This window comes from Parapedobacter defluvii (assembly GCF_014642075.1).
GTDB classification, from domain to species: domain Bacteria; phylum Bacteroidota; class Bacteroidia; order Sphingobacteriales; family Sphingobacteriaceae; genus Parapedobacter; species Parapedobacter defluvii.
Map to the genome: position 1 here is coordinate 125,270 of NZ_BMIK01000005.1, position 24,557 is coordinate 149,826.

At 48.5% G+C, this 24,557-nt stretch carries 27 protein-coding genes; 12 read left to right on the plus strand and 15 right to left on the minus strand.

Translation table 11 applies throughout. The features are described 5' to 3' along the window. Both IEX60_RS09845 and IEX60_RS09850 read left to right on the plus strand, forming a co-directional pair. Entirely contained in the window at positions 1–813 is an 813-nt protein-coding gene (locus IEX60_RS09845; protein WP_188750041.1) for a formate/nitrite transporter family protein, read from the plus strand. 13 nt (positions 814–826) lie between these two features. After that, positions 827–1,231 (plus strand): hypothetical protein, encoded by a 405-nt coding sequence (locus IEX60_RS09850; RefSeq protein WP_229717504.1) that lies wholly within the window; start codon positions 827–829, stop codon positions 1,229–1,231. 61 nt (positions 1,232–1,292) lie between these two features. Here the strand turns inward: IEX60_RS09850 and IEX60_RS09855 are convergent, their stop codons facing one another. Further along, entirely contained in the window at positions 1,293–1,946 is a 654-nt protein-coding gene (locus IEX60_RS09855; RefSeq protein WP_188750043.1) for a Crp/Fnr family transcriptional regulator, read from the minus strand. 207 nt (positions 1,947–2,153) lie between these two features. On the opposite strand from IEX60_RS09855, the gene IEX60_RS09860 reads away from it, so the two are divergent. From IEX60_RS09860 to IEX60_RS09875, 4 genes are read left to right on the plus strand one after another with little or no spacing between them, the layout of a single operon-like run. Beyond that, complete coding sequence (locus IEX60_RS09860; protein WP_188750316.1) at positions 2,154–2,585, plus strand: MarR family winged helix-turn-helix transcriptional regulator; 432 nt, start codon at positions 2,154–2,156, stop codon at positions 2,583–2,585. A gap of 52 nt (positions 2,586–2,637) precedes the next feature. Continuing rightward, positions 2,638–5,082, plus strand: a complete 2,445-nt coding sequence (locus IEX60_RS09865; protein WP_188750045.1) for a 3-hydroxyacyl-CoA dehydrogenase/enoyl-CoA hydratase family protein — start codon at positions 2,638–2,640, stop codon at positions 5,080–5,082. A 4-nt stretch (positions 5,083–5,086) separates the two neighbouring features. Then, positions 5,087–6,262, plus strand: a complete 1,176-nt coding sequence (locus IEX60_RS09870; RefSeq protein ID WP_188750047.1) for an acetyl-CoA C-acyltransferase — start codon at positions 5,087–5,089, stop codon at positions 6,260–6,262. A gap of 9 nt (positions 6,263–6,271) precedes the next feature. Continuing rightward, entirely contained in the window at positions 6,272–8,062 is a 1,791-nt protein-coding gene (locus IEX60_RS09875; RefSeq protein WP_188750049.1) for an acyl-CoA dehydrogenase FadE, read from the plus strand. 88 nt (positions 8,063–8,150) lie between these two features. Here the strand turns inward: IEX60_RS09875 and IEX60_RS09880 are convergent, their stop codons facing one another. The 3 genes from IEX60_RS09880 to IEX60_RS09890 form a co-directional block, all read right to left on the minus strand. Then, complete coding sequence (locus IEX60_RS09880; protein ID WP_188750050.1) at positions 8,151–8,783, minus strand: YceI family protein; 633 nt, start codon at positions 8,781–8,783, stop codon at positions 8,151–8,153. A gap of 97 nt (positions 8,784–8,880) precedes the next feature. Further along, a complete protein-coding gene (locus IEX60_RS09885) occupies positions 8,881–10,266 on the minus strand; it encodes a hypothetical protein (RefSeq protein ID WP_188750053.1) in 1,386 nt (461 codons plus the stop codon). A gap of 39 nt (positions 10,267–10,305) precedes the next feature. Then, complete coding sequence (locus tag IEX60_RS09890; RefSeq protein ID WP_188750054.1) at positions 10,306–10,899, minus strand: YceI family protein; 594 nt, start codon at positions 10,897–10,899, stop codon at positions 10,306–10,308. 279 nt (positions 10,900–11,178) lie between these two features. On the opposite strand from IEX60_RS09890, the gene IEX60_RS09895 reads away from it, so the two are divergent. Together IEX60_RS09895 and IEX60_RS09900 are read left to right on the plus strand one after the other, a co-directional pair. After that, the gene (locus IEX60_RS09895) at positions 11,179–11,793 is read left to right on the plus strand and encodes an RNA polymerase sigma factor (protein WP_188750057.1); all 615 of its coding nucleotides are present in this window, start codon (positions 11,179–11,181) and stop codon (positions 11,791–11,793) included. Next, positions 11,783–12,430, plus strand: a complete 648-nt coding sequence (locus IEX60_RS09900; protein ID WP_188750059.1) for a hypothetical protein — start codon at positions 11,783–11,785, stop codon at positions 12,428–12,430. Before IEX60_RS09895 ends, IEX60_RS09900 begins: the two co-directional genes overlap by 11 nt. A gap of 23 nt (positions 12,431–12,453) precedes the next feature. Here IEX60_RS09900 and IEX60_RS09905 read toward each other — a convergent pair whose 3' ends face one another. The 5 genes from IEX60_RS09905 to IEX60_RS09925 form a co-directional block, all read right to left on the minus strand. Then, positions 12,454–12,882, minus strand: coding sequence for a DUF983 domain-containing protein (locus IEX60_RS09905; protein WP_188750061.1), 429 nt, complete (start codon positions 12,880–12,882; stop codon positions 12,454–12,456). A gap of 62 nt (positions 12,883–12,944) precedes the next feature. After that, on the minus strand, positions 12,945–13,520 hold the full coding sequence (locus tag IEX60_RS09910; protein WP_188750064.1) for a nitroreductase family protein: 576 nt from the start codon (positions 13,518–13,520) through the stop codon (positions 12,945–12,947). Between the two features lie 13 nt (positions 13,521–13,533). After that, positions 13,534–14,796 (minus strand): peptidase T, encoded by a 1,263-nt coding sequence (gene pepT, locus IEX60_RS09915; protein ID WP_188750066.1) that lies wholly within the window; start codon positions 14,794–14,796, stop codon positions 13,534–13,536. Positions 14,797–14,844: 48 nt separating this feature from the next. Then, on the minus strand, positions 14,845–15,339 hold the full coding sequence (locus tag IEX60_RS09920) for a DinB family protein (RefSeq protein WP_188750068.1): 495 nt from the start codon (positions 15,337–15,339) through the stop codon (positions 14,845–14,847). Positions 15,340–15,420: 81 nt separating this feature from the next. After that, positions 15,421–15,804: a helix-turn-helix domain-containing protein gene (locus IEX60_RS09925; protein ID WP_188750069.1), complete on the minus strand. Its 384-nt coding sequence runs from the start codon at positions 15,802–15,804 to the stop codon at positions 15,421–15,423. A gap of 118 nt (positions 15,805–15,922) precedes the next feature. Here IEX60_RS09925 and IEX60_RS09930 point away from each other — a divergent pair, with 118 nt between their 5' ends. Together IEX60_RS09930 and IEX60_RS09935 are read left to right on the plus strand one after the other, a co-directional pair. After that, on the plus strand, positions 15,923–16,738 hold the full coding sequence (locus IEX60_RS09930) for a hypothetical protein (RefSeq protein WP_188750071.1): 816 nt from the start codon (positions 15,923–15,925) through the stop codon (positions 16,736–16,738). 52 nt (positions 16,739–16,790) lie between these two features. Further along, on the plus strand, positions 16,791–18,494 hold the full coding sequence (locus tag IEX60_RS09935) for a HEPN domain-containing protein (RefSeq protein ID WP_188750073.1): 1,704 nt from the start codon (positions 16,791–16,793) through the stop codon (positions 18,492–18,494). Here the strand turns inward: IEX60_RS09935 and IEX60_RS09940 are convergent. The 4 genes from IEX60_RS09940 to IEX60_RS09955 form a co-directional block, all read right to left on the minus strand. Continuing rightward, positions 18,491–19,321, minus strand: coding sequence for a universal stress protein (locus IEX60_RS09940; protein WP_188750075.1), 831 nt, complete (start codon positions 19,319–19,321; stop codon positions 18,491–18,493). The two genes, IEX60_RS09935 and IEX60_RS09940, sit on opposite strands and share 4 nt — an antisense overlap. Before the next feature lie 10 nt (positions 19,322–19,331). Further along, a complete protein-coding gene (locus tag IEX60_RS09945) occupies positions 19,332–20,093 on the minus strand; it encodes a DUF4197 domain-containing protein (protein ID WP_188750077.1) in 762 nt (253 codons plus the stop codon). A gap of 73 nt (positions 20,094–20,166) precedes the next feature. Next, positions 20,167–21,003 (minus strand): endonuclease/exonuclease/phosphatase family protein, encoded by an 837-nt coding sequence (locus IEX60_RS09950; RefSeq protein WP_188750080.1) that lies wholly within the window; start codon positions 21,001–21,003, stop codon positions 20,167–20,169. Positions 21,004–21,010: 7 nt separating this feature from the next. Then, positions 21,011–21,793, minus strand: coding sequence for a glycerophosphodiester phosphodiesterase (locus tag IEX60_RS09955; protein ID WP_229717505.1), 783 nt, complete (start codon positions 21,791–21,793; stop codon positions 21,011–21,013). Between the two features lie 164 nt (positions 21,794–21,957). On the opposite strand from IEX60_RS09955, the gene IEX60_RS09960 reads away from it, so the two are divergent. Both IEX60_RS09960 and IEX60_RS09965 read left to right on the plus strand, forming a co-directional pair. Continuing rightward, entirely contained in the window at positions 21,958–22,275 is a 318-nt protein-coding gene (locus IEX60_RS09960) for a DUF2752 domain-containing protein (protein WP_188750082.1), read from the plus strand. Continuing rightward, entirely contained in the window at positions 22,262–22,621 is a 360-nt protein-coding gene (locus tag IEX60_RS09965) for a TM2 domain-containing protein (RefSeq protein WP_188750084.1), read from the plus strand. Before IEX60_RS09960 ends, IEX60_RS09965 begins: the two co-directional genes overlap by 14 nt. On the opposite strand, the gene IEX60_RS09970 is transcribed toward IEX60_RS09965, so the two are convergent. Continuing rightward, positions 22,618–23,262, minus strand: coding sequence for an HD domain-containing protein (locus IEX60_RS09970; RefSeq protein WP_188750086.1), 645 nt, complete (start codon positions 23,260–23,262; stop codon positions 22,618–22,620). The two genes, IEX60_RS09965 and IEX60_RS09970, sit on opposite strands and share 4 nt — an antisense overlap. Further along, positions 23,246–24,439 carry a THUMP domain-containing class I SAM-dependent RNA methyltransferase gene (locus IEX60_RS09975; protein WP_188750087.1) on the minus strand — a complete coding sequence of 398 codons (1,194 nt, stop codon included), beginning with the start codon at positions 24,437–24,439 and terminating at the stop codon, positions 23,246–23,248. The genes IEX60_RS09970 and IEX60_RS09975 overlap by 17 nt, the downstream gene beginning before the upstream one ends. Positions 24,440–24,557 lie beyond the last annotated feature (118 nt).

The window sequence follows — 24,557 nt, forward strand, 5'->3', positions numbered from 1 at the left end:
ATGGACTACATCAATCCCAAAGAAGTGGCAGGAGCCATGATGACTGCTGCCGTTAACAAATCCATGCTATCCGTCAAGGATTTATTGATCCGCGGAGCATTATCGGGCGCATTGCTGGCCATTTCGGTCACCCTCGCAAACCTGGCCACCTCGCAGACCTCCTTGAGCCTGATCGGTGCGTTCGTTTTTCCGGTGGGTTTCGTCATTATTGTCATCCTTGGCCTTGAACTTGTGACGGGCAGCTTTGCACTTGTACCGCTTGCGTGGTTTGAAAAGAAAATTACCGGCCTCGCGATGTTGAAAAACCTGTTTTGGGTTTTTGCGGGTAACTTGATTGGCAGCGTATTGTTCGCGGTCATGTTTTGGGCAGCATCCAGTGATACCGGGCAGTCGGCCCAGTTGGGTGCAATCGAACAATTGTTGGTCAGCGCAAGCGAGAAAAAAACCATCGGTTATGTACAGCACGGGAGTGCAGGACTCTTTTCGGCTTTTATAAAGGCTATTTTGTGTAACTGGATGGTTTGTATGGGGGTAGTGATGTCGATGACTTCCAAATCGACGTTGGGGAAAATATTAGCAGCAGGCATTCCCATTTTTATCTTTTTTGCACTGGGGTATGAGCATGCCGTTGTCAATATGTTTGTGATTCCAGCGGGGATGATGTTCGGTGCGCAGGTGTCGTTTGCCGATTGGTGGCTGTACAATCAGTTGATTGTGACGGCGGGCAATATTGTTGGCGGCCTGTTATTTACCGGCATGGCTATTTATTATACACACAGCAAAAAAGAAGATCCTCTACCTTCCGTTAACTAAACAAATCAGAACAATGAAACAAATGGGAAAAGCTGTCCTTTGGGGTGGCATGGTCATCTTTATGCTTCAAGGAACCGTCCTTGGCCAGGAAGCAAAACTAAAAGCCGCGATTTTTGAAGGTGTTTTAGTAGGCGGGTATACAGATCATGGTGCATACCTCAACTGTACGGGGCCTGCCATCAAGTATCAGGCCAAGTCGTTTAGTGTGATGCTTGGGTTACTGCCGACATTGAAGTTTAAAAAGGAGCGAACGGTAGGCGATGCTCCGAAAAACTCGGTAATGACACCTACATTGGGTTTTGGGCTTACCGCTATTTTCCGGCATTTTGCTATACAGCTACCTGCATTTTATTCGCCGAAAACCGGCGTCGACAATGGTAAGTGGAAGCCCGGTATCGGCGTGGGATACCGATTTTGAATGAGGAGGGCAAATGCAAAGCAAGGTCCGCACATCGGGGATGTACGGACCGCTTTGGCTTTTAACCCAGGTAGCTGTTCGCCATTGCAGACAGTCCAGTTAGATTTTCAATGTGGATTTGCCTACCGTCTATCGTAATCAGACCCTCGCGGGTCAATTCATTCATCATCCGGAAAAGCGATTCGTAGGTTGTGCCTACATACGAAGCAAGATCCTGTCGGCTCAATTGGATGTCGATAAATCCCGAAGCGGTTGTTCCAAATTCCTCGTGTAATCGGATAATCGCTAAAGCCAACCGGTGCTTTACGGTCATATGAACCAGGTTATACATCTTTTGCTCGGATTCTCTCAGCTCATTGGCATAGAATAGCATCAACTGATAGGTTAACTCCGGGTTTACTTTTAGGGTGGACAAAAAGAAATCCAGTTCAACAAAGCATACGAGGGTAGGTTCCAATGCGGTTGCCGATATGGGAAACACACTACCCTTTGCAGTGAAGCCACGATGTCCAACAATGGCGCCGTTATGCGCAAAACGCACAATAAGTTCTTTATCCCCCCATTGCTTGTGCACTTTTACTTTTCCCGAGCAGACAAAATAAATACCGGTAACCGGATCGCCCTCCCGGATGAATCGGTTACCTTTATTCAATGGTATATTCTTCTTTTTTGTGCCTAAAAAAGGAACCCATTCCGGCAATGCATGCCGGCACATGAAACAGGTTTTTAGATCACATTGCCTGGGTGGTTTCACATGAGAAGTCTTAACGACACAAATAAACAGATAAATAGATCGCCTTACAACAGCCTCCGCTCAGAAAATTTAAAAAATACGATCGAAATTTGCTTTCCCAGAATATTTCTTCTAAATTTGCTATGCATGCATAATAAATTACAGAGAAAAATAGGCTGGCAACCGGTTATGAGCGACGACAATACCATTGACTATTATTTGAAGGCTGCATGGCAATCCGCTGCCAATAAATATAATCAGATTGCCTCTCAATTCGGGATTACGCAGGCAACGGGTTACGTGTTGATCAATATCCATAAGGAAGGCACGCCGGTTTCGCAAATTGCCAACCTGTTGGGTGTAAAGACTACGAGCTTATCACGTATCCTGAACAATTTGGAAGGGTTAGGGTTGATTTACAGAGAGACAAACCATGCCGATAAGCGCTCGGTAAAGGTTTATCTCACGGCACTTGGTATGGAGAAGCGTGAATTGGCGAAAGACGTCGTTCGCAAGTTCAATGCCTATTTGGATGAACACATTGGGAGCGACGAACGCCAGGTACTGGTTGATACATTGAAACGCATTAACCAACTGGCTATACAATATAAACCGGAATAAGGTAGGGGACATCAGACATGAGACATCAGATTTGAGATATGAGACATCAGATATGAGACATGAGACAATAGACAAGAGGCGCATCAAAAAGGTAGCGGTATTGGGCTCGGGGGTGATGGGTTCACGCATCGCCTGCCATTTTGCTAATATCGGTGTGGAGGTATTGTTGCTTGATATCGTTCCAAGGGAACTGACGCCACAGGAAGAGGCTAAGGGCCTGACGCTCGAAAGTAAGGCAGTCCGCAACCGCATCGTCAACCAGTCGCTCGATACCGCCATTAAGACAAATCCTTCACCTGTGTTCAGCAAACGTACGGTTAAGTTGATCACGACGGGTAATTTCGACGATGACATGGCCGCAATTGCGTCGGCAGATTGGGTGATCGAAGTGGTTGTCGAACGGTTAGATGTCAAAAAACAGGTATTCGACCGGGTGGAGCAACACCGCAAGGCGGGAACGCTGGTTACTTCCAATACGTCGGGTATTCCCATCCATCTGATGGCGGAAGGGCGGAGCGACGACTTCAAAGCGCATTTCTGCGGCACACACTTCTTCAATCCACCCCGTTACCTGCGGTTACTGGAGATTATTCCTACTCCGGATACCAAACGAGAAGTGGTGGATTTCCTGATGCATTACGGCGAAAAGTTCCTTGGTAAGACCACGGTGTTGTGCAAGGATACCCCCGCATTTATTGGCAATCGGATAGGGGTGTATTCCATGCTGGCGCTTACGCATCTGGTAGACCAACTGGGGCTTACGGTCGAAGAAGTCGACAAATTCACCGGCCCCGCGATGGGGCATCCCAAATCGGCCACGTTCCGCACGGCGGACGTCGTGGGGCTGGACACCTTGGTGAATGTGGCCAACGGGCTGGCTGAAAATGCCAGGGACGATGAAGCGTCGGGTATCTTCCAATTGCCTACCTATATCCGGCAGATGGTCGATAAGAAATGGCTGGGTGAAAAGAGCGGCCAAGGGTTTTACAAAAAAATAAAAGACGATAAAGGGAGCAGCGAAATCCTGGTGCTCGACCTGAAAACACTGGAATACCGGAAGCAGGAAAAGGTGAAATCAGCAACGTTGGAGGCTACCAAACCGGTTGACGGCATCCGCAAGCGCATGAAAGTGTACGAGCAGGGAACAGATAAGGCCGGGGCTTTTTTCCGGGCCATGCATTACCCGTTATTTGAATACGTATCACGGCGTGTACCGGAGATTACGGACGAGTTTTTCCGTATCGATGACGCCATGCGTGCCGGCTTCGGCTGGGACCTGGGACCTTTCGAGGTATGGGATGCGTTGGGTGTGAAAGAGACGCTGGACAAAATACGTGCCGAGGAGAAGCGGATACCGGGCCACAGCGGCGAGGTGGCCGATTGGGTTCGCGAGATGCTTGCTGCGGGCAACGATTCGTTCTACCGGGTGGAGAACGGCATCCGGCATTATTACGATATCCGCAGCAAATCCTATAAGCCGATTCCAGGCACGGAGGGTTTCATCATCCTGGACAATATCCGCGCACAGAAGACCGTCTGGAAAAACAGCGGTCTCACGGTGACTGATCTGGGCGATGGTATCCTTAATGCAGAGTTCCACACGAAGATGAATACCCTCGGGAGCGATGTCATCCAAGGGCTGCATAAGGCCATTGACCTAGCGGAAAAGGATTTCCGTGGTTTGGTCATCGGCAACGATGGGGCCAATTTCTCGGCGGGGGCCAACATCGGCATGATCTTCATGATGGCCGTGGAGCAGGATTACGACGAGCTGAACATGGCAGTAAAAACCTTCCAGCAGACGTCCATGCGGTTGCGCTATTCGTCGATACCGGTGGTGGCGGCACCGTTCGCGTTGACACTGGGTGGGGGATGCGAGTTTTCCATGCATGCCGACTTTGTGCAGCTCCACGCGGAAACCTACATGGGGTTGGTAGAGTTTGGGGTGGGAGTCATCCCCGGCGGAGGGGGGTCCAAGGAGTTTGCCCTGCGTGCATCGGACGAAATGAAAGAAGGGCAGATCGAGCAGCAGGTGCTGCGCGACCGTTTCCTCACCATCGGTCAGGCCAAGGTGTCGACCTCGGCGGTGGAAGCCTTCGAACTGGGGTATCTACAGGCCGGCAAATATGCGGTCAGCATGAACCGAAGCCGCCTACTGGCGGATGCGAAGGCAAAAGCCATTGAGTTGGCCGAAGCGGGTTATACCCAGCCTGTACCCCGCAAAGACATCAAGGTGCTCGGCAAGCAGGGACTCGGCATCGTCTATGTAGGCGCCAACTCCATGCGTTCGGGAAATTACATTTCTGAGCACGATCAAAAGATTTCGGAAAAGCTCGGCTGGGTGATGTGCGGCGGTGATTTGTCTTCGCCTACCGAAGTATCCGAGCAGTACCTGTTGGATCTGGAACGGGAAGCGTTTTTATCGTTATGTGGCGAGCGCAAGACGTTGGAGCGGATACAGCATATGTTAACTACAGGTAAACCACTAAGAAATTAAGAGGATGGAAGCATACATCATAGCAGGATATCGAACGGCGGTGGGTAAAGCGCCGCGTGGTGTATTTCGTTTTACAAGGGCTGATGACCTTGCGGCAAAAGTAATCAGGCACCTGGTGGCTTCGGTGCCGAACCTGGACAAGGAACAAATCGATGATGTGATCGTCGGAAATGCAACCCCCGAGGCGGAGCAGGGCCTTAATATCGGCCGGATGATTTCACTGATGGGGCTGGATACAGAGAAAGTGCCGGGAGTGACGGTCAACCGTTACTGTGCCTCGGGCCTTGAAACCATCGCTACCGCCGTGGCCAAAATCCGGTCGGGAATGGCGGATGCTATCATTGCCGGTGGCGTGGAGGTGATGTCGGGCATGCCATTCGGTGGATGGAAACTGGTGCCTAATTCCGAAGTGGCCCAGCGGCACCCCGATTGGTATTGGGGAATGGGACTTACCGCAGAAGCAGTGGCCAAAGAATACAACGTCAGTCGGGAAGACCAGGATGCTTTTTCACTGAAATCCCACCAAAAAGCCGTGGCGGCGATCAAAAACGGCCACCTCACCGCGGGTGTGGTGCCTATTACGGTGAAAGAGAACTATCTGGCTGATGGAAAGAAAATTAAGACGCGCGAATATGTAGTGGATACCGACGAAGGGCCACGTGCAGATACCAACTTAGAGGCATTGGCCAAACTAAAGCCTGTCTTCGCAGCGGGTGGTACCGTCACTGCGGGCAACTCGTCGCAGACATCGGACGGAGCCGCATTTGTATTGGTTGTTTCCGAGCGGAAACTAAAGGAACTGGGAGTGCAGCCCATCGCCCGTTTGGTCAGTTATGGTGTTGCCGGCGTACCGCCGCGCATCATGGGGATCGGACCGATCGAGGCCATTCCCAAAGCCCTGAAGATGGCAGGCATGAAACTGGAAGACATCAGCCTCATCGAGTTGAACGAGGCATTTGCTTCCCAATCGCTGGCCGTGGTACGCGAATTGGACATCAACCCGGATATACTCAACGTAAATGGCGGTGCCATTGCATTGGGCCATCCCCTGGGGTGTACCGGCGCTAAATTATCCGTACAGCTATTCCACGAACTGAAGCGCAGGAACCAGCAATACGGTATGGTGACGATGTGTGTAGGCACCGGACAGGGAGCCGCGGGGATTTTTGAAATTTTATAACCTAATATAATGGAAACGACTAACAAATCGGCAATAAAAGGTGGGGAATTTGTGATCAAAGAAACATCCGTTGAGGAGGTGTTTATCCCCGAGGAGTTTGATGAGGAACAGGTAATGATCCGGCAGACCTGTGAAGATTTTTTAGAGGCGGAAATCTTCCCGAACCTTGACCGGATTGATGCACAGGAAGAAGGGTTGATGCAGCGCCTGCTCGATAAAGCGGGCGAATTGGGGTTGTTGGGAGTATCCGTGCCGGAGCAGTACGGTGGTTTTGGCAAGAACTTCAACACGTCCATGTTGGTAGCCGATGTCATCGGAGCGGGTCATTCCTTTGCAGTGGCGCTTTCCGCGCATACCGGCATCGGCACGTTACCCATTCTGTATTACGGCAACGATGCGCAGAAAGACAAGTACGTGCCCAAGCTGGCTACGGGTGAATGGAAGGCAGCCTATTGCCTGACGGAGCCCAACTCCGGATCCGACGCCAATTCGGGACGGACGAGTGCCAGGCTGAATGCAGAAGGCACGCACTACCTCATCAACGGGCAGAAGATGTGGATTACCAATGGTGGTTTTGCAGACGTGTTCATCGTATTTGCCAAAATAGACGACGACAAGAACCTGACGGCGTTCATCGTAGAGCGGGACTTCGGCGGTATCACCATGAATCCGGAAGAACACAAGCTCGGCATCAAAGGTTCTTCTACCCGCCAGGTGTTTTTCAACGATTGCCCTGTGCCGGTCGAAAACATGCTTTCTGAGCGGGAGAATGGGTTTAAAATCGCCGTGAACATTCTCAACGTCGGGCGCATCAAATTGGGTGCGGCTACCATCGGTTCCGCACGCCGCGTAATCAACCAAGCGGTCAACTACGCCAATGAACGCGTGCAATTTGGGTTGACGATTTCCAAATTCGGCGCGATACGGCATAAGCTGGCGGAAATGGCGGTACGGAATTTTGCGGTGGAAAGTGCGGCTTATCGCGCCGGCCAGAACATTGACGACGCCTACGAAGCCCTTGTGGCCGGTGGGATGGATACCACTAAGGCGAAGTTGAAAGCCACGGAACAGTTTGCCGTCGAATGTGCCATCTTAAAAGTGTGGGGATCGGAGATGCTGGATTATGTCGTGGATGAAGGCGTGCAGATTTACGGTGGAATGGGATATTCCGCAGATGCGCCGATGGAACGGGCTTACCGCGATTCGCGTATCAACCGGATATTCGAGGGAACGAATGAAGTGAACCGGTTGCTCATCGTGGACATGCTGCTCAAGCGCGCACTGAAAGGTGAACTTGACTTGATGGGCCCGGCACAGGCTGTAGCTGGCGAGTTGATGGCCATTCCCGACTTCGGGGAGGTAGACGATGCGCCTTTTGTGTATGAAAAGAAGCTGGTCGCCAACCTGAAGAAGGTCGGCCTGCTGGTTGCGGGAGCTGCGGTTCAGAAATTGATGATGACGCTGCAAAAGGAACAGGAGATCTTGATGAACATTGCGGATATCATCGGTTATGTCTACCTCGCGGAATCTGTCCTGCTACGCGCGGAGAAGATCGCCGGTATGAAAGAAGAACATACGGCACAGGGAGCATTGGATATGGCACGGATTTACCTGTATACCGCGGTTGACAAGGTATACTTAGCGGGCAAGGAAGCATTGCTTTCATTTGCCGAAGGCGACGAACTGAAAATGATGCTGGTGGGACTGCGGCGTTTCACCAAAACGGAACCCTATAATATCAAGGAAGCCCGGCAACGGGTAGTCAAACAATTAATCGAAGCAAATGGCTGGTGTTTTTGATGGTAGTACACGTTACCAAAAATTCACAGGCACACATGAAGACGGGAGCCGGGGCGATGATAGCGTCCCGGTTTCTTTTTGAAGGCGGTTATTTGCAGTTATCGAGGAGCAAGGTAAACGCCACGTCAAAATCGTCTTTTACCTTGACCAGTCCGCCGACCTTTTTGGGTGGGCGTAGGTTAAAATCAGCAAACGTAAACGCCCTGCTGCCCTGAAGTTTATAACCGCTACTGGTTTTGGAAAACGCGTACCTGAGGTAGAATGGCTTGCGTTGGCCGGCAAGTTCGATGATCACCTTGCCGGAAATAAAGTCTTCGCCGCCATCGCAGAGGGGCATGCGTTCCAGCCAGACGAAATGGATGGTCATTTGCGGATACTCGTCGGCTTTGAGGGTTTTCCGCAGGTCGCTGGTCAGCATCCGGTTGCCGCAGTCGAATTGGTTGATGGCGATGCTGATGGAGCCCTTCATGTCTACGCTTTTGCCGTTTTTTGCGAGGATACCGACCAACGGCTGGGCGGTGAAGGTGCCGGATGCATCACATCCGAACGTGTTGACGTTGGAACTGCCCTTGATGGCGATGGAGCTGCTAGGAAGTACGTTCCAATGCAGAGAACTACTTCCCTCATCCCTTGATTCCATTGATCTGAAGGAAGTCAAGCTACCTAGCATTCCAAGGGATAGCAGTATGGAAAGGGGGGGTATGTAAATCGTTGCCTTCATGTCGTCATTCGTTAGTTGGAACGTCCAAAAAGCCCCACCCCACGAACCGCACTTTGGGAGCTTTTTGGACGACTTCTTTGTTGCGGCCGGGTTCTGATTAGAACGCGATGACCGCCTGGAGGGATATCCCGTCGAATTTACCGTTGTGGCGGTAGTCCGTGTCCGGGAAATCCGTATAGCTTTGTGTCACGTATTCTCCTTTCATCAGAATGTTTTTGGTGATGAACCAGCCTGCACCTACGGCAAAGCGGTCTACCTTGATCTGTTCGATGTTGCCACCGAACACCTGTTCCGAATTAACGATGTTGTAGCGAATGCCGGCGAACAGGTTTTCATTGTTACCAAACCGATAGATGCCTTCGGCAGCATATTGTGTCGTTTTCCGGAGCTCGGTTTGTGCACTGGTATGGCCATTTGCAAATTCGGCGGTGCCAAAGAATTCGAAGCCCTGAATTTTGGCAAACCCGTTGACCATCACCGCATCCAGCTTGCCGCTATACAACGGGTTGAAGCGTCCGGAAGCGTACATGGCGGTAAGAGCTTTTGCTGCTCCGTCAGCGGTGTACCATTGTTCCATGACATTGGTGTAGTTGGAACCGGTGCGGTCGCCCGCATACAGGGTCAGTCCCGTTCCCGCGGTACCCGTGTTGTGGTACCAACTGCCGCTCAGGCGAAGCCTGATAGCTTCATTCACCTGTTTGTCCACACCACCTTTCAGGTAAATTGAGGGGTTTCTTGCGGTGATGTCATTGGGGCTGGTTGTAATTTCCTGGACGTGGCCACGGATCATGCCGTTGCTCACACCAACCATACCGAAGATTCCGTTCTTCTGTACATAAACCTCACCGGCAATTTCGGTAGCAAATGCATCCATGACGTTGCCTTCCATAAAGGGGCTGTACAACGTGTGTCCGCCGTCTGGCCTGCGGAAGTGTGCGTCACCGTAGTTGATTTCCATGTGCCCGGCTTTCACTGTTACCAATTCACTCAGGTCATCCCAAAATTTACCTTTGAAAGGAAACTTATCGATTTGCAGGTAGCCGCCTTTTACCCAAAACTCATTGTGGTGTTTGGATGCCATGTAATTGGCCAGGTGTAAGCGGATACCTTCGGCCAGTTGGGCATCGATATACAGGTTGGCTTGCGCGAGGCTGAAGCCGGCGGCTAAGGGATATAGCGCATTTGGTTCAGTTCCGCTGTTGTTCAGCGCACCCGGATTTTCGTTTTTCAACGCTTGGAATTGCTGTGCAAAACCGGCACCTATACTGATCTTTCTGCCTTCATAGGGTTTATTGAGATCTTCCTTCGTGGTTTCAAAAACGTGCAGGCCACGTTTGTCATACGGGCGGAAGAAATCTGCTTCCCCATACCGTACAATCGGGCCTTTATCGATCTCTTTTTCATCCTGGGCATAGGTGGCTGCAGGAATTGCCGTGGTTGCCACAGCGGCCAGGATTGCGAGGGTTGTAAATTTAGTTTTCATTTATTTTTCAAATTAAGTGGTGAGAGATCTGTTAGTTAATCACTGTGCGGTTAGTTTTCCGTTGTAGTCTACCGTAATCTGATCACCGGTTTTGATGGTACCCATCATAACCGTCGGTGGTTTTACGTTATATGCAGTCATGTTGAATGTGGTACTGCCCTTTACCGCAATGCTCTTGTCTGATGGATTGAATTGACCGGTGGCGGTAATCGTCGTTTGCTTTGACGTGCCGGCGACGGTCAGTTTGCCCGTGGCCTTTACCTGGAAGGTGTTGTTGCCGGTCGGGGTTACGGTTCCTGATGTCATCGTAAAACTGATGTTTTTGTGTTTGTCTGTGTCCAACGCTTTATACGCATTTTTGTCCAATCCGCTTTTGTCGCTTTTTAGCGATTCAGCGGATACGGTGAATGAGAGCGTGTTGATGGCTTTCACCTGATTCCCTTCCACGGTAAAAGACGCTTTGGTCTGGCCCTTGGATGATGTCATGTCCCAATCGTGCAAGGTCGACGTTCCCTTTATGGTAGTTTGCGTGGAGTTTGATTGATAAGTTATCTGCGCTTGTAGACGGCCAAGGGAGGTGGTAAGCACCAACATCATGATTCCCAAAGTTGCCAGTTTCATTGTTGTTTCCATGTTCAGTCGTTTTAACGTGATGATCTTTCCTGTAATCTTCCTGATTACATCACAAAACTATGGGGTATAGGCTGTCCTACCGATGGTGTAGGACAATCGAAAAAGTAATCTTCGTTAAGTTTTTAAGAAACTCGAAAAAGCGATTTTATACTCTTTTGAAGCACTTGATGGAGATTTTGATCCTCATGTAGTATTTTTTGTGATCGGCGTCATTTTAGAGAACGTTTATTCTATGGAAACCGGGGTCAATCTGCATCTTATCTCAGACAGGCCGGCACAATGGAGGAAGTTTTGTATTTTTGGGATAAGCCGTTACAGGGATCTTTTAAACAACACATCGTGTCTGACGAACAACGCCTTCTGACAGCATACAGGAAAACCGGAAATCTGCAGGTATTGGGTAGGTTATACGAACCTTATATGCCGCTTATTTATGGATTGTGTTTTAAATACTATAAAGACGAAGCGAGAAGCGAAGATGCGGTGATGCAAATCTTTGAATCACTGATATCAAAGCTACGCGTTCACGAAGTGAGTAACTTCAAAAGTTGGCTATATACGTTGGCCCGTAACCATTGCCTGATGGAATTACGTACGGCCAATCGCATCAATACGGTAGATATCGAGGAACATATTGTGGAAAGTGATATTTTTTTGCATCAAAAAAATAGTGGGGAACAAATTCCCGAGGAGCAACTTGCATGGATGGAGTCGTGTTTAGAAACACTCAACGAGGAACAGCGGGTTTGTCTTACGTTGTTTTACTTAGAACAGCGATGTTATAAAGATGTAGCTGAAATAACTGGATATGACCTTAATAAGGTAAAAAGTCATATTCAGAACGGTAAGCGTAATTTAAAAATTTGCATGGAGAAGAAGCAGGATGAACAATAATTACCATATCATTCGTATACAGCAATATCTCAGCGGTGAATTAAGCAGCGATGAGATGTATAAGCTTGAACGCGAGGCGCTTGACGATCCGTTGCTGCAGGATGCCATCGATGGTTACCGGATGCAGCAGAACGTGAGTCATCGTCGGTTGAGCTTACTGCAAAAACGGCTTGCCGCACGCATTGCGGATCAGGTCAAGGAGCGGGATGCCTTTTTCTTCGGGTGGCAGCGCCTGGGCGTGGCGGCTACGGCCTGTGTACTAATGGTATTGGTATTGGTTTTACTGTGGATGCGTAATCAACACCTACAGCCAAAAATAACAGAGCGGGAAGTGAAAGTAGAACTGGCTCCGGAGGCGGTGGTTCATGCAGCCGCAATGGATCGCAAAATGGGATTCGATGCCAGTCCGGAACAGGGATGGCAGCGGTTTAATGCCTATCTTTCCGAAAATAAGGAAACCCATGCGATCACTGGCCAGATTGTATTGACCTTTAAAGTCGATCACAAGGGAAAACCGTACGCTATCGAAGAAGTGAGTGCGGAAGACCTCGTATTAGTGGCAGAGGCGAAACGATTGTTGCAGGAAGGACCACGTTGGAATGGTACCAAAGGGAAAATTGTCATTTCATTTGAATAGCATGAAACGGTTGGTGGCTTCTGTTACCGATCGGCTGGGACACCGCCGTAGTCATCCTTCCTTGCGGTTTCAGGCTGATAGTGAAAGCCTGGTGTCAACCAAAAGAGGAGAATAACGCGTGAATACCGATAATTTAGAGGTGCGAACAAGAGTGTTGTTGCGATCGCAACCGTTAGGTACAGCCAGAAAGAGTCGTCAATTTTTGTGATAAGATAGGTCACCAAACAAGCAATAACCATCTCTGCCACACTCAGCGCATAGCTGACAAACATGGATACATAGAAATGCCCCGGCCGCTGTTCAAACTTCAGGTGACAGTGTGGGCAATATTCGTTCATCTTCTGTACTTTAAATCCGTATGCTTTTCCGGTAAACATAGCCCCGGTGCGGCATCTTGGGCATCTTGCATGGGTTGCAGCTTTGAATTCGCTGATTTCTTGGGTTGTTGCCATAGCGCGAAGGTACAATTATTTTCAGATAGGGCTATGGTACTTTTTATCAGTTTAGTGGTAAGTTATTCCTCCCACTGTATTTTTTCCAAGACTGGTTTTCGGGTAGCCTCGCGCGCTGATTCATCGTGAAATCCCATGTAAAAGAAGCCCAGGCATTCTTCATTGGCCGCTAACGACAGGAAGTCGCCCATGTATTTAACGGTGCCAGGACTGCTCCAATAGCCACCTATGCCAGCTGCAGAGGCAGCAAGCCAAAGGTTTTGTACGGCACATGCGGTAGCTGCAAGCTCCTCCCATTGAGGGAGTGATCCGCTATAGGAAACAACGATAGCGATAACAGCTCCGGATTGAAGCACCTTCTCCCGCGTATTTTCATACTTCTTCTGTAGGAATTGTTCCGGTGAGGTATGTGTTTTGTATTGTTCGGCAAGCTGATCTGCCAGCTTCTCGCGGCCATTTTCCCTAAAGATGATAAACCGCCAAGGTTGTGTAAGTTTATGGGTAGGCGCCGTATTGGCACATTCCAGTAATTCGACCAACAGCGTTTTGGGTATTTCTTTTTTGATATAACTGGGCGGGAATATGGCCCGGCGTTGCTTGATCGCCTGTTTTATAACTTGATAAACGGTGTTTTGCATGATAAAAATATCGTTAAGTGCGTTCCTCCCATAATGCGGCGATATGCAGTATGGTGCGTACCGTGCGTTCCATATCTTGTACAGATACCCATTCCTGCTTGCCGTGGAAAGCATGTCCGCCCGCAAAGATATTGGGGCAGGGAAGGCCCATGAAAGAAAGCCTTGAGCCATCCGTGCCTCCGCGTATGCTTCGCCTGATGGGTTGCATTCCGGCCCGACGGATTGCTTCCAGTCCGACTTCCATGATTTGGGGATATTGATCAAGTACCTGCTTCATGTTCCGGTACTGCTCTTTTACCTGGAATTGATAACTGCAGCTGGGATATCGGGCGATGACGGCTTTCACGATATCTTCCAATTCCTGTTCATGCGTTTCCAGCTGATTGTCAACAAAGTCCCGCACAATGAAATCAATGGTTACCTGTTCTACACCGCCGTTGATAGATACGGGATGCACGAAACCCTCGCGGTTACTGGTGGTCTCTGGGGAAAGCCGATCTTTGGGCAATGCGTTAATAACTTCCGCGGCGATTTTTAGAGCACTTTGAAGCTTCCCTTTGGCAAATCCCGGATGTACACTGACACCGTTTATAATGACGGTGACGCCATCCGCAGAAAAGGTTTCGTCTTCAATGGATCCTGCCGTTTCTCCGTCAATGGTATAGGCAAAATCAGCTCCCAGCTTAGCCAGGTTCACCTTGTCTACGCCCCGGCCAATTTCTTCATCGGGTGTGAAGAGTATTTTTAAGGTGCCATGCTTGATTTCAGGATGGTTCATCAGTACTTCGGCGGCAGCCATGATTGCTGCAATGCCGGCTTTATCGTCTGCGCCAAGCAGTGTAGCGCCGGATGCAGTAATGATGTCATTGCCCAGCTGATTCCGGAGATCGGGATGTTCGCTTGGTCGGATGACCACGGTAGAGTCATCGGGCAATACGATGTCGTCGCCGCGGTAATTGCGGTGTATGACAGGTTTAACATGTGTTCCCGAACAATCGGGAGACGTATCCATATGGGAGCAGAAGCAGATGACCGGTACCGCCTTGTCGCTGTTGGCTGGAATCGTCGCATATACATAGCCGTAATCGTCGAGATGCGCATCGGTAATACCGATAGCCAGCAATTCATCGACAAGCATCTTTCCAAGGTCCCTCTGTTTTTCCGTAGAGGGGCACGTCGCAGAACCCGGGTCGGATTGCGTATCCACCTGCACGTAACGCAAGAACCGCTCGCCAGCAGAAGTATGGGCTACGTTGTTAATGATCGAATCGTTCATGGTAGCGCCAAACTTAGCTAATTTTCTTCTATATGCAATAGAATTGTGTCATCCCATCTCATCTGCACTCGGCCCGTAGCTCCCCGGTATCGGGATGTCCAATAGGCGCAGGAAAACGCCCAGCTGGGCGCGATGGTGTATCGTTTGGCTAAATGCATGCCGGATCATGCCGTATTTCGTCGTATCCAGGTACACTGCCTCACCACCCCGCATGATCCAAGGCTTGTCCAATAGGGCTTCCGGTAAACGTTCCAGCGCAGATTTGCCCGTATGATACGATTTTTCAAGCAAGGCCAACAAGTCAGCATTGCTCTTGATCGGCGTGGGTTGGTAACTGCCTTCATTGAAATCTAGCACATCCTGATCTACGGCAAGCGTAAACCAAGCGGGGATTTCGGCGAGATGCGTAGCCAACCGTTTTAGCGTCATGCTTTTGGGGTGCGGTGCCCAGTCAAACCGATCTTCAGGTACAAGTGCCAACATTTTGCGGCTGATGGCCATTTCGCTTTCCAATTCGCTCAGTAATTCTTTGATAATATCCATTGCTGTACTATTTTGGTTTCTTAGGCCAAAGGTATCAAGGGGCACTGACAACCCTATGGCAGGGGACAATGGAAAACCCGGCTATTTTGCTTGCTCCAATGCAGCAATCCGTTGTTTCAGCGCATCGATGGTAATTTCCTGCGAACGGATGGTTGTTTCTTGCGAGGAGATCACCTGCTTCAGTGTGTGGATCAGTTCATCGGTTAATTTTGACGTTTCCGGCGGTGAATAATTTTCGGGGAGATCAGTCAGGATGTCGGCTTTTTTCATTTCACCCTCGCCTTTCAATAACCATTCCGCCGAATAGTGCGGATAATTTTCAGCTAATTTTACTACCCATTTGCTTTGGATGTCGGTCCCGTTGGCCAAAGCCCGCGAAAAAACGCCCTTGCTGGCACCTATTGCTGCTTCTAACGCTGTCACACTGAGGCCTTCCTGCTGTGCGATTTCTTTAATTCTCTTCAATATAGAATCCATTCAGAAAAAATATTCTTCAAAATATTTTTATTGAAGAAAAATAGTTCTTAAATTTGGTTCGACGGAAATAATTAAATCTAAACTATCTTTCTTAAACCTTAAAGGGATGAAATTTAAACAAAAGAAACTGAAAGCTGAAAATTTTCGGTATGTAATCAAACGAGTGATTAAAAACCCATTGATTTATCTAACTGATTTTTTTGGCTATCAGACCCAGATTGACAACTGGATGCGAACGATTAGCCTAACCCTGAATGCGGGCGCGTGTCCGGAAATGGCATGTCCTGATGTTTTGGAAAACGGATTCCATTGCAAGGAACTCATCGAACAGGTAGAAGTAGCTTATGTCATTTACAAACAGTGTGGGCTGAAAAAGCAGCGAAACCCATTGGCCTTTTTCAGAACAAGGGATGACTATTTCGCCTACAGGTCACGTGGCGAGTACGCCTTTGACGGTCAAATTAACCCAGCGGATACGCTAAGCAAATTTTTTTCATTTCAATCCTTAAAAAAATGGTACGGAACGTTGGATGATATTATGCTATCGCTTACGCAGGCAAAGGCCACCAATTATGACCGATTCGGTGATAAAATCGCTATCATCCAAGAACTGTTGCTCCGGCTTGCGCAGGCAATGTATGTGATTTACCGGAATGGAGGGCTTCCATTACAGGTACCCTCATATGTCATCGCTCAACCCTCGGATACCTTCGAAGGGAAGATGCCACTATCCAAATTAGGTGAACTGATACATAGCATCGCCGATAAACGTCATGCGGAAGCAGCCGCTGAATTGGAATCTGTTTTTGAGAAAGCGTACGGTGGGACAGAACCTGAGGACATAGCGAATCCGGATGACCGTGGCGATGAACAGAAAGACCATAGTGAGGATGGAGTGATGACTGAAGAGGCACCGGAATAAGTGTTAAAAAAATAAGCGAATGAAATGACCGGATAACTAATATAGTTAAATCATGAACCCAACAACCGCTCAACCCGACCATGCGCTTCAGCTCATTATCCAGCGCATCACCGAAAATCTATTGATCGACCAGATCTATCTGCATCCGTATAGGATTCAGGGTAAGCAAGTCAATCAGCTGTATGTCTTATTGCGTAATTCCGCCGGGCAGGGGATTACCTCCGCACGTGCACTCTGTAACTTAGCCGTGGCTGAGAAGCCGCAATACCGCTGCCACGTTGCAACGCCGGAAGACCTGAACCGCAAAATCAGGCAAGGGAACATGCGGGCTACGCTGATCTGCCAACCCGATAAACTGGTTTTTGAGCATCCCGATGTGGACACATGTATCCAACTACCGAAAGTAGACTTCCAGGTATGGCATGAGCAAGCAGAGGCGTATTTTGAAAAGGAGATTGCCCGAATTCACGCATTTGAAGAGGGCTATACATTTTACATGAGCAACGCGAATTGTGGGCAGGCGGCGTTTATGCTTCATCAGGTAATCGAGCAGGGATATCGCGCGGCTGAAAACCTGGTGATGGGCAAAGAGAAAATCAGCCATTCCCTGCGTAACCATCAGGAATACATTGCACCCTTCTGTCCGGAGTTGGGCGTGCTTTTCGAAAAGCAGCATGAAGTGAGCATAATGGGCAAATTGGACGAGTCGTATAGCTCGGCGCGGTATGACCACGATTTCTCCATGTCGAAGGAGGACCTGGCTATAGCAGCAAACAAAGTGAACGAATTAATCGCATACGTGATAGCTTATCACCGTGATCTGTTAAACGATATCCAGCAATATAAAGATAAGGCATCGGAAATTATCAGCTCAGAACCAACGCCGGAAGATGAAATACAGGACAGTGTAGAAGCAGGCGGCATCGAACTATATAGCGATGCCAGTTCCCATTGTGAACGTATCCTTTCGGTCGTCAATCGATATTTCATGCCTACCCATGTGTTTTGTTATGCACATCGATCGCGGGAAGAGTACTCGGTGAATCTGCTGGCATTGAATAATACAAAGATACAGCAGCATCGGTATTACCTGGCGATTTTAACGGAAGAGCTGCCGGATCAGGCGTTACACAAGCAGCACCAGATAAACGAGGCATTGGGGGATGAGCTGGAAATTGTGGCACTCTATTTCAAATTGAGTACGTTCAATAAGAAATTGGAGGAAGGGCACGGTTTTTTTCATTTTTTAGCCAAGGAAGCAGAGAGGTGGTGTGGCGAAGAGAAGCTGTTGTGTGCAGGGGATATGCCTGAGCCGGTCGACCCCGAGAAACAGCGCTGGCAGTGGAATCGGTATTTTTGGAATGCGGAGGGGTTGATGGAAATGGTCGAAAATCAAATTGGTAGCCGATACGATGAATGCTGTTCAGTCGTTATGTCGCAAGCCATGGAACAACTTTGTCTTGGACTGTTGCATGTCATTTGGGGCTATAGGCCGGATAGTATTCTTAACTTAATGTACCTGATCCAGTTGACAGAGTCCATTACCCCACTCGCCAGAAAATGCTTCTGCCTCGATATACCGGAAGAACGGGAAATGGTTGTGGAGCTTTCGAAAGCACTGAGTGAGTTTAGGTATAATTCAAATTTCAATGTGAATGGATTTGACTTATGTATTTTACGTGATCGATTAGTAAGGTTTTCAAACGAAGCAGCGCAATTAGTCAACCGTCATTTTGAAACGTTGGATGGGGGTTAGGCCACCGGCCTATTTTTCAGCAACACGACAGGTACATCGGCGATGTTCAGCAGTTTCTTGCTTACGCTGCTGTGGAAAAGCCGTTGGAAAAAGCCATAGTTGCGTGATGCCATCAGAATTAGGTCGATATGGTGCTTTTTCACATATTCCAGAATCCCCTCCGCCTTGTCACCCGGCTCGTAAACAACCTCAAACAGGGGGTGAAGAATGGCCAACATCTTGAGTATTTCCCGTTTGCCGAGGATTTTTTCAGGTGTTTGTCCCTGTGTCGCTGGATCGACATGTACGACGTGTGTTTCCGCTTCCAATTGGCTGGCCAAGCGGATGATGCTTGCCGTCGGGGTTACATGTTCCACATTTTTCAGATCGGTTGCGTAAACCACTCTTTTTATGGGCCTGAAAGCATGATTTCGGGGTACAATTAGCAGGGGAGCAGCCCCGGATTCTGCTACGGCCATTGTATTGCGGCCGATCAGTGTGTTTTCAATGTCCGATAATCCGGCGATACCCATCACAATTAACGATATCGAATAGTGGGCGACAATTGCCTCTACACCCAATCTCACGGGTTGGTCATCGGCTAAAAAAATAAACTGTCTGACAGACAAAGGCGCGGGAATGTGCAGCTTGGAGGCCATTTTTTCCAAATGCCTAAGCGTTGTTTGCTTGTATCCCGTATGTTCGTCGTATCCGTCCGCTGGCCGGTGAGCATAGGAATGGTAGAAAATCACTTGCTCCGCTTGAAGATGTGCAGCCATATCCAGCGCATACTGTGCAGTCGTATACGACACATCCGAGAAATCCACGGGAATTAGGAAATTCTTCATGGGCTGATTCCTATTTTTTCTGCTTGTCGGCGTAGCCAAATACTTTTTGTAGCAACGGTGTCGTGCGGGCACCTCCTAAATTATCACGGATTTTGAGCTCTTCTGCTGCAACCTGGTGAAACAGCCCATCAATGGCTTTTTGGGTTACGTATTTGTTTAAATCCGTTTCTATCTTTTCGTTTACCAACGGAATCTGGTTATAACGGCTTACTACTGCGTTCCAATATTGGGCAACATTGTGCTTGCCAAGTGCGCTCTCCACGATTGGGCTGAACCGCTTCGTCAGTTCACCGGTTGTAGTCCGTTTGAAAAAGTCCGTAGCGGCATCCGGCTGCCCACTTAAAAGAATGTTGGTGGCATCGCGGATCGTTAATTGGGAAAGAGCGGATACAAAAACCGGAGTAGCCTCGCTCACGGCACTTTCGGCCGCACGGTTGAGGCTTTGGATCAGATTGTCGCAGAGTGAACCCAAACCAATACTCCGAAGGGTGCTTTCCACCTTTTGTGCCTCGGGTGGCATCAGGATTTTGACTGCAGCATTGCCTAGGAAGCCATCCTGAACCGCCAGTGATTTGATGCTGCGATCCAGGCCTTGACTCAGTGCCTGTTTAATGCCAGAGGCTGCCTCGCTTGAACTGATTGAGTTAGCCGACCCGCTGGATGGAGCCTGCCCGCCACTTGTTCCATTGGTGGTGGTCATTTGGCTCAATGTATCACATTGGCTGAACAGCAATAGGCAAACAGCTACCGGGAATAAAAATAAACGGTTCATAAGGGCACAACTAAATTATGTGACTAAATTGCATCTTGCCAAACATAGGCAACTTGCGGGTTATATACAAGAATCAAAAGGCGCGCACCTCAGCCATCACCGGAAAATGATCGGAAGGCGTCTTACCTTGATAGCTATCGGTCAGAATGCCATATCTCACCACTGTAAACGGTTTGGACAAGAAGATGTGATCAATACGGCTATCGCCCGTTGTACCGACTTTAAAGCCATTGTATGTACTGTTCGGAGCATATTTCAACGGCGATAACTCGTAAGCATCGGTTACCTCGCCACCGTCGTTGAGCACGCGATAGCTCTCATTCCGTTGATCTACATTGAAATCTCCGGTGATGATCATGGGGATGCCGTTGCCCAGCTCGTGCGCTTTTCTGACAATCAGTTTGGCACTTTCCTTACGTGCCTCCACACCTATGTGATCGAAATGCGTGTTGAAAAAGAAAAACTCAAAGCCGGTTTGTTTATCCTTGAAAAGTCCCCATGTGCAGATCCGGGGCAATGCGGCGTCCCATCCCTTGTTGGGGGTTTCTGTATTTTCGGCAAGCCAAAAATTACCCTGTTTAATCACCTCAAACTTATCGGTGTTATAAAAGATGGCTGCATGCTCACCCTTATCTTTTCCATCATCCCGGCCTACACCGATGTACGTATAGCCCGGAAGGTTTTTTTGGATGTCTTCCAGCTGGTGTTTAAGGCCTTCCTGGGTGCCAAATATGTCAAAGCCATGGAACCGGATCAGTTGCACAAGGTGCGGATACCTGTCTTTCCAAAGGTTGCCTACGTCGCCTGAAGCATCGTACCGGATGTTATAAGTGGCCACGATAAACTGCTGTGCAAAGCTGAATGCTACGCAGACAAAAAGCAAAAGGAGAGTGCTCAGAAAACCTTTCATCCGATTATTATTTGGTGTTATGGATCACGTTTAGCAATAATGCCGGTTCGTCCGTAGTGATGAATTCAACATCTTGGTCCAGTAAATTCACCATTTCATCGTCGGTATTTACGGTCCATGCATTGACCACTAGTCCGAGATCATGCGCTTCGCGTATCCAGGTTGGATTCTTCTTAAAGATGCTGAAATGGTAATCCAGGCCATATAACTTGTCTTTTTTGGCTTCCGCAGGCGTTTTGTCGCCATTGAGGTAATAGACCTTTGCATTGGGATCAAGCTCAACGATGCGTTTGCAGGCATCGTAATCGAAAGCGATGTATTCTACCCAATCCTCAGCGCCTAATTTATGGACAAGTTGTACCGCCAAATCAGCCGAATACAAGGTGCGCTCCTTACCCAGTTTTGAGGTTTTGAGCTCATAAATGAGTTTGGTCTTTTGCTGTTTCATTCCTTCCAGCAAGTATGCTTCTGCGGTTGGAATCGACTCTCCGTTGGGGTGCTTTTTTGCAAGCAGTTCTGAATACGTGGCTGTAGCAATATCGATTCCATAAAAGTCATTGTCATGATTAACAACCAATACATTGTCTTTGGTAAGGTGCACATCAAACTCCGAACCGGCGCAGCCCAGCTCCACCGCACGCTGTAAGGAGGCGATGGAGTTTTGGGGGAGATTATCCACCTTCCAGGCCCCGCGGTGTGCGATGGCTTGATTTTGATTAAATTGGGCAGCAGATACATGCCACATGGCGCAAACAGTTAATGTCAGAAAAATACGGGTTGCAGTGTTCATTTGTGATTAATGTTTATAGCTCTATTTTTTGCCAAGTAAACAGAGTTGTGTTAGCATACGATGGGATAAAGGTAATCATTTTGTTAAGCTGATAAAATCAGGAAGCCGATAAATTGGAAAACAATTGTAACTTTATCTTCGGTAAAACATCCTAATACATAACGATGCAAAGCAAGCAATTATTTCGAAAGCTTCCCATTGAATGGATGTGCTGGATGACGGCGCTGATTTTGCTTTATTTTTCCGATCCACATACCCATCATTTTACATTGTGCCCATTGGAAAACATGGGCTTGGAATGGTGTCCGGGATGCGGGTTAGGTCGTGCGATTGCGCTGTTCATGCACGGCGAAATCGAGGCCTCATTTCGGATGCACTGGCTCGGGATTCCGGCATTTTTTAGTATCATACATCGGATTTATACGCTATCAAAACTCACATACAATCATTGGACAATCGCATATTACCATGAACAACCGTAATATTTTAATGGGCATTCCCGGCATTTCGCCGGAAGAATTGATGTATCTCCAGCATGCCACGGCATCATTGAATGAAGACCAGTTGAAAAACTTTGTGTTTTTATATACTGGCAAACGTAAAAATACACAGGATATCCTGTTATTTACACTGCTGGGGTTCCTTGGGTTCGCCGGCATCCAGCGTTTTGTGCTCAATCAGGTAGCCATGGGAATCATCTATTTCCTGACCGTAGGGTTCTGTTGGATAGGAACAATCGTCGATCTTATCAATCACAAAAGCATGACCGATGAATACAATCAACGGATTACGCGGGAATGTTTGCAAATGGTGATGGGCGGGTTTTAGTTACCTTCCCATTCCCGGAAAAACTGTTCAAGATACCGCTCCATAAAGGCATGTCTTTCTGCAGCGATCCGCTTGGCCGTATCTGTATTCATCCTATCTTTCAATAAGAGGAGCTTCTCGTAAAAATGATTGATTGTGGGCGCCGTACTGTTCTTATACGTTTCCCTGTCCTGGTGAAGGTCGGGAACGATGGCCGGGTCATATAACTGACGGTTTTTAAATCCACCGTAATGGAATGCCCTTGCAATGCCAATGGCACCTATCGCATCCAATCGGTCGGCATCCTGTACAATTTCCAGCTCTTTGGAACGAAAGCTCACCACTCCCAGACTCGCTTTGTAAGACATATGGAAGATGATGTCTTGAACATGTCTTACAAGGTTCTCCGGTACACCGATACTGTTTAAAAACTCACCTGCCAGGGTTGGTCCCAGGGTTTCGTCTCCATTGTGGAATTTGCTATCGGCAATATCGTGCAGCAACGCTGCCAGTTCACAGGTGATCCGATCGGCCTTTTCCTGCTTGAGTAAGGTTCTGACATTCTTCCAAACGCGAAGTATATGCCACCAATCGTGGCCTGCTTCGGCGTTCGCAAGCCGTTGGCGAACAAAATCAGCGGTTTGATCAATGTAAGCCTGCATCAGTAGGTTTTTCGCTTTTTGTTCTGCGGCTTCCTTCGTAAATTTCGTATTCCAATAAGCGGCAATCCAGCTTGCCGTTATAAAATTCTGTTTTCCGGGAAGCGTGGAGACCAATTTTTTTGGCTAAATCGGGATTACCTGTAAATACATAACCACGTTTACCGGCACAGTGCTGTTTCAGGAAATCACCGATCCGGCTGTATGTCGCTTCCAGCTTGGTGTGTATACCCATTCTTTCTCCGTATTCGGGGTTAAAAACAACGACACCTGCGCCGGTTGGCAGCGGAGCTTCGGCAAAGTCTGCTATATGGAATTCGATGAGCTGGTCTACTCCCGCCGTCTTGGCGTTCATTTGGGCAATCTGAACGGCCTCCTTCGACAGGTCCGAAGCAATGATTTTTGCGGAGATAACTTTATTCACCTGTTCCTTGAGTCTTCGCCGTTCGGCAAAAAAAACTTGTTCATCATATCCCAGGATGTGCATGAATGCATAATTCATACGGAAAAGGCCGGGTTTTCGGTTAGTCGCTATGAGTGCGGCTTCGATGGCCAGCGTGCCCGATCCGCACATGGGGTTGGCAAAAATCGTTTGCCCGTCCCATGCAGTGGCATACACCACACCTGCAGCAAGGGCTTCGAGCATGGGTGCTTTGCCCGGATGCTTCCGGTAGCCGTGTTTGGCCAGTGTCTCCCCGGAGGTATCCAGAAAGATTTCCGCCTGATTGTCCTGCCAGTAGAGATGAATTACGGTTTTATGCAAATCAGGTCCGCTATCCGGCCGTAACCCTTTCTTGCTTTTAATCCGGTCGGCAATGGCATCCTTCACTTTGAGGTTGGCAAACAGGGGCGTAGAGATCGTTGGATTGTTCACGTTTGAAGTGACCGAAACATAGCCGTCAAACGCAATCAGATCTTCCCAGGGAAGGGTTATCAACCATTCGTAAAGTTCAGTTGGATCGTTTGCGGCGGAGGTGCCAAGCGAGTAAAGTACCTGGCTGGCGCAATGCAGATTGAGGTTAAGCCGTATACAGTCATTGACGGTAGCCACTAATTCCGCACCGGTGGCAAAGCCACGTTTGATGTCAAATCCCAATCGCCGGATTTCCTCCTGCAGGTAGGGAGACAATCGCCTGTTGCAGGTAACAATGATTTTGCTGGGTGTGTTGAAAACTTCCATAAAAATTTAGCAAAGGTAGGTATTATGGTAAGTAAAAAATACGTAATTTTACAGTTTCATCAGAATATATAATTTGTTAATAGAACGCCGGGCGGCTGTTGCGGTTATCAACACGAGT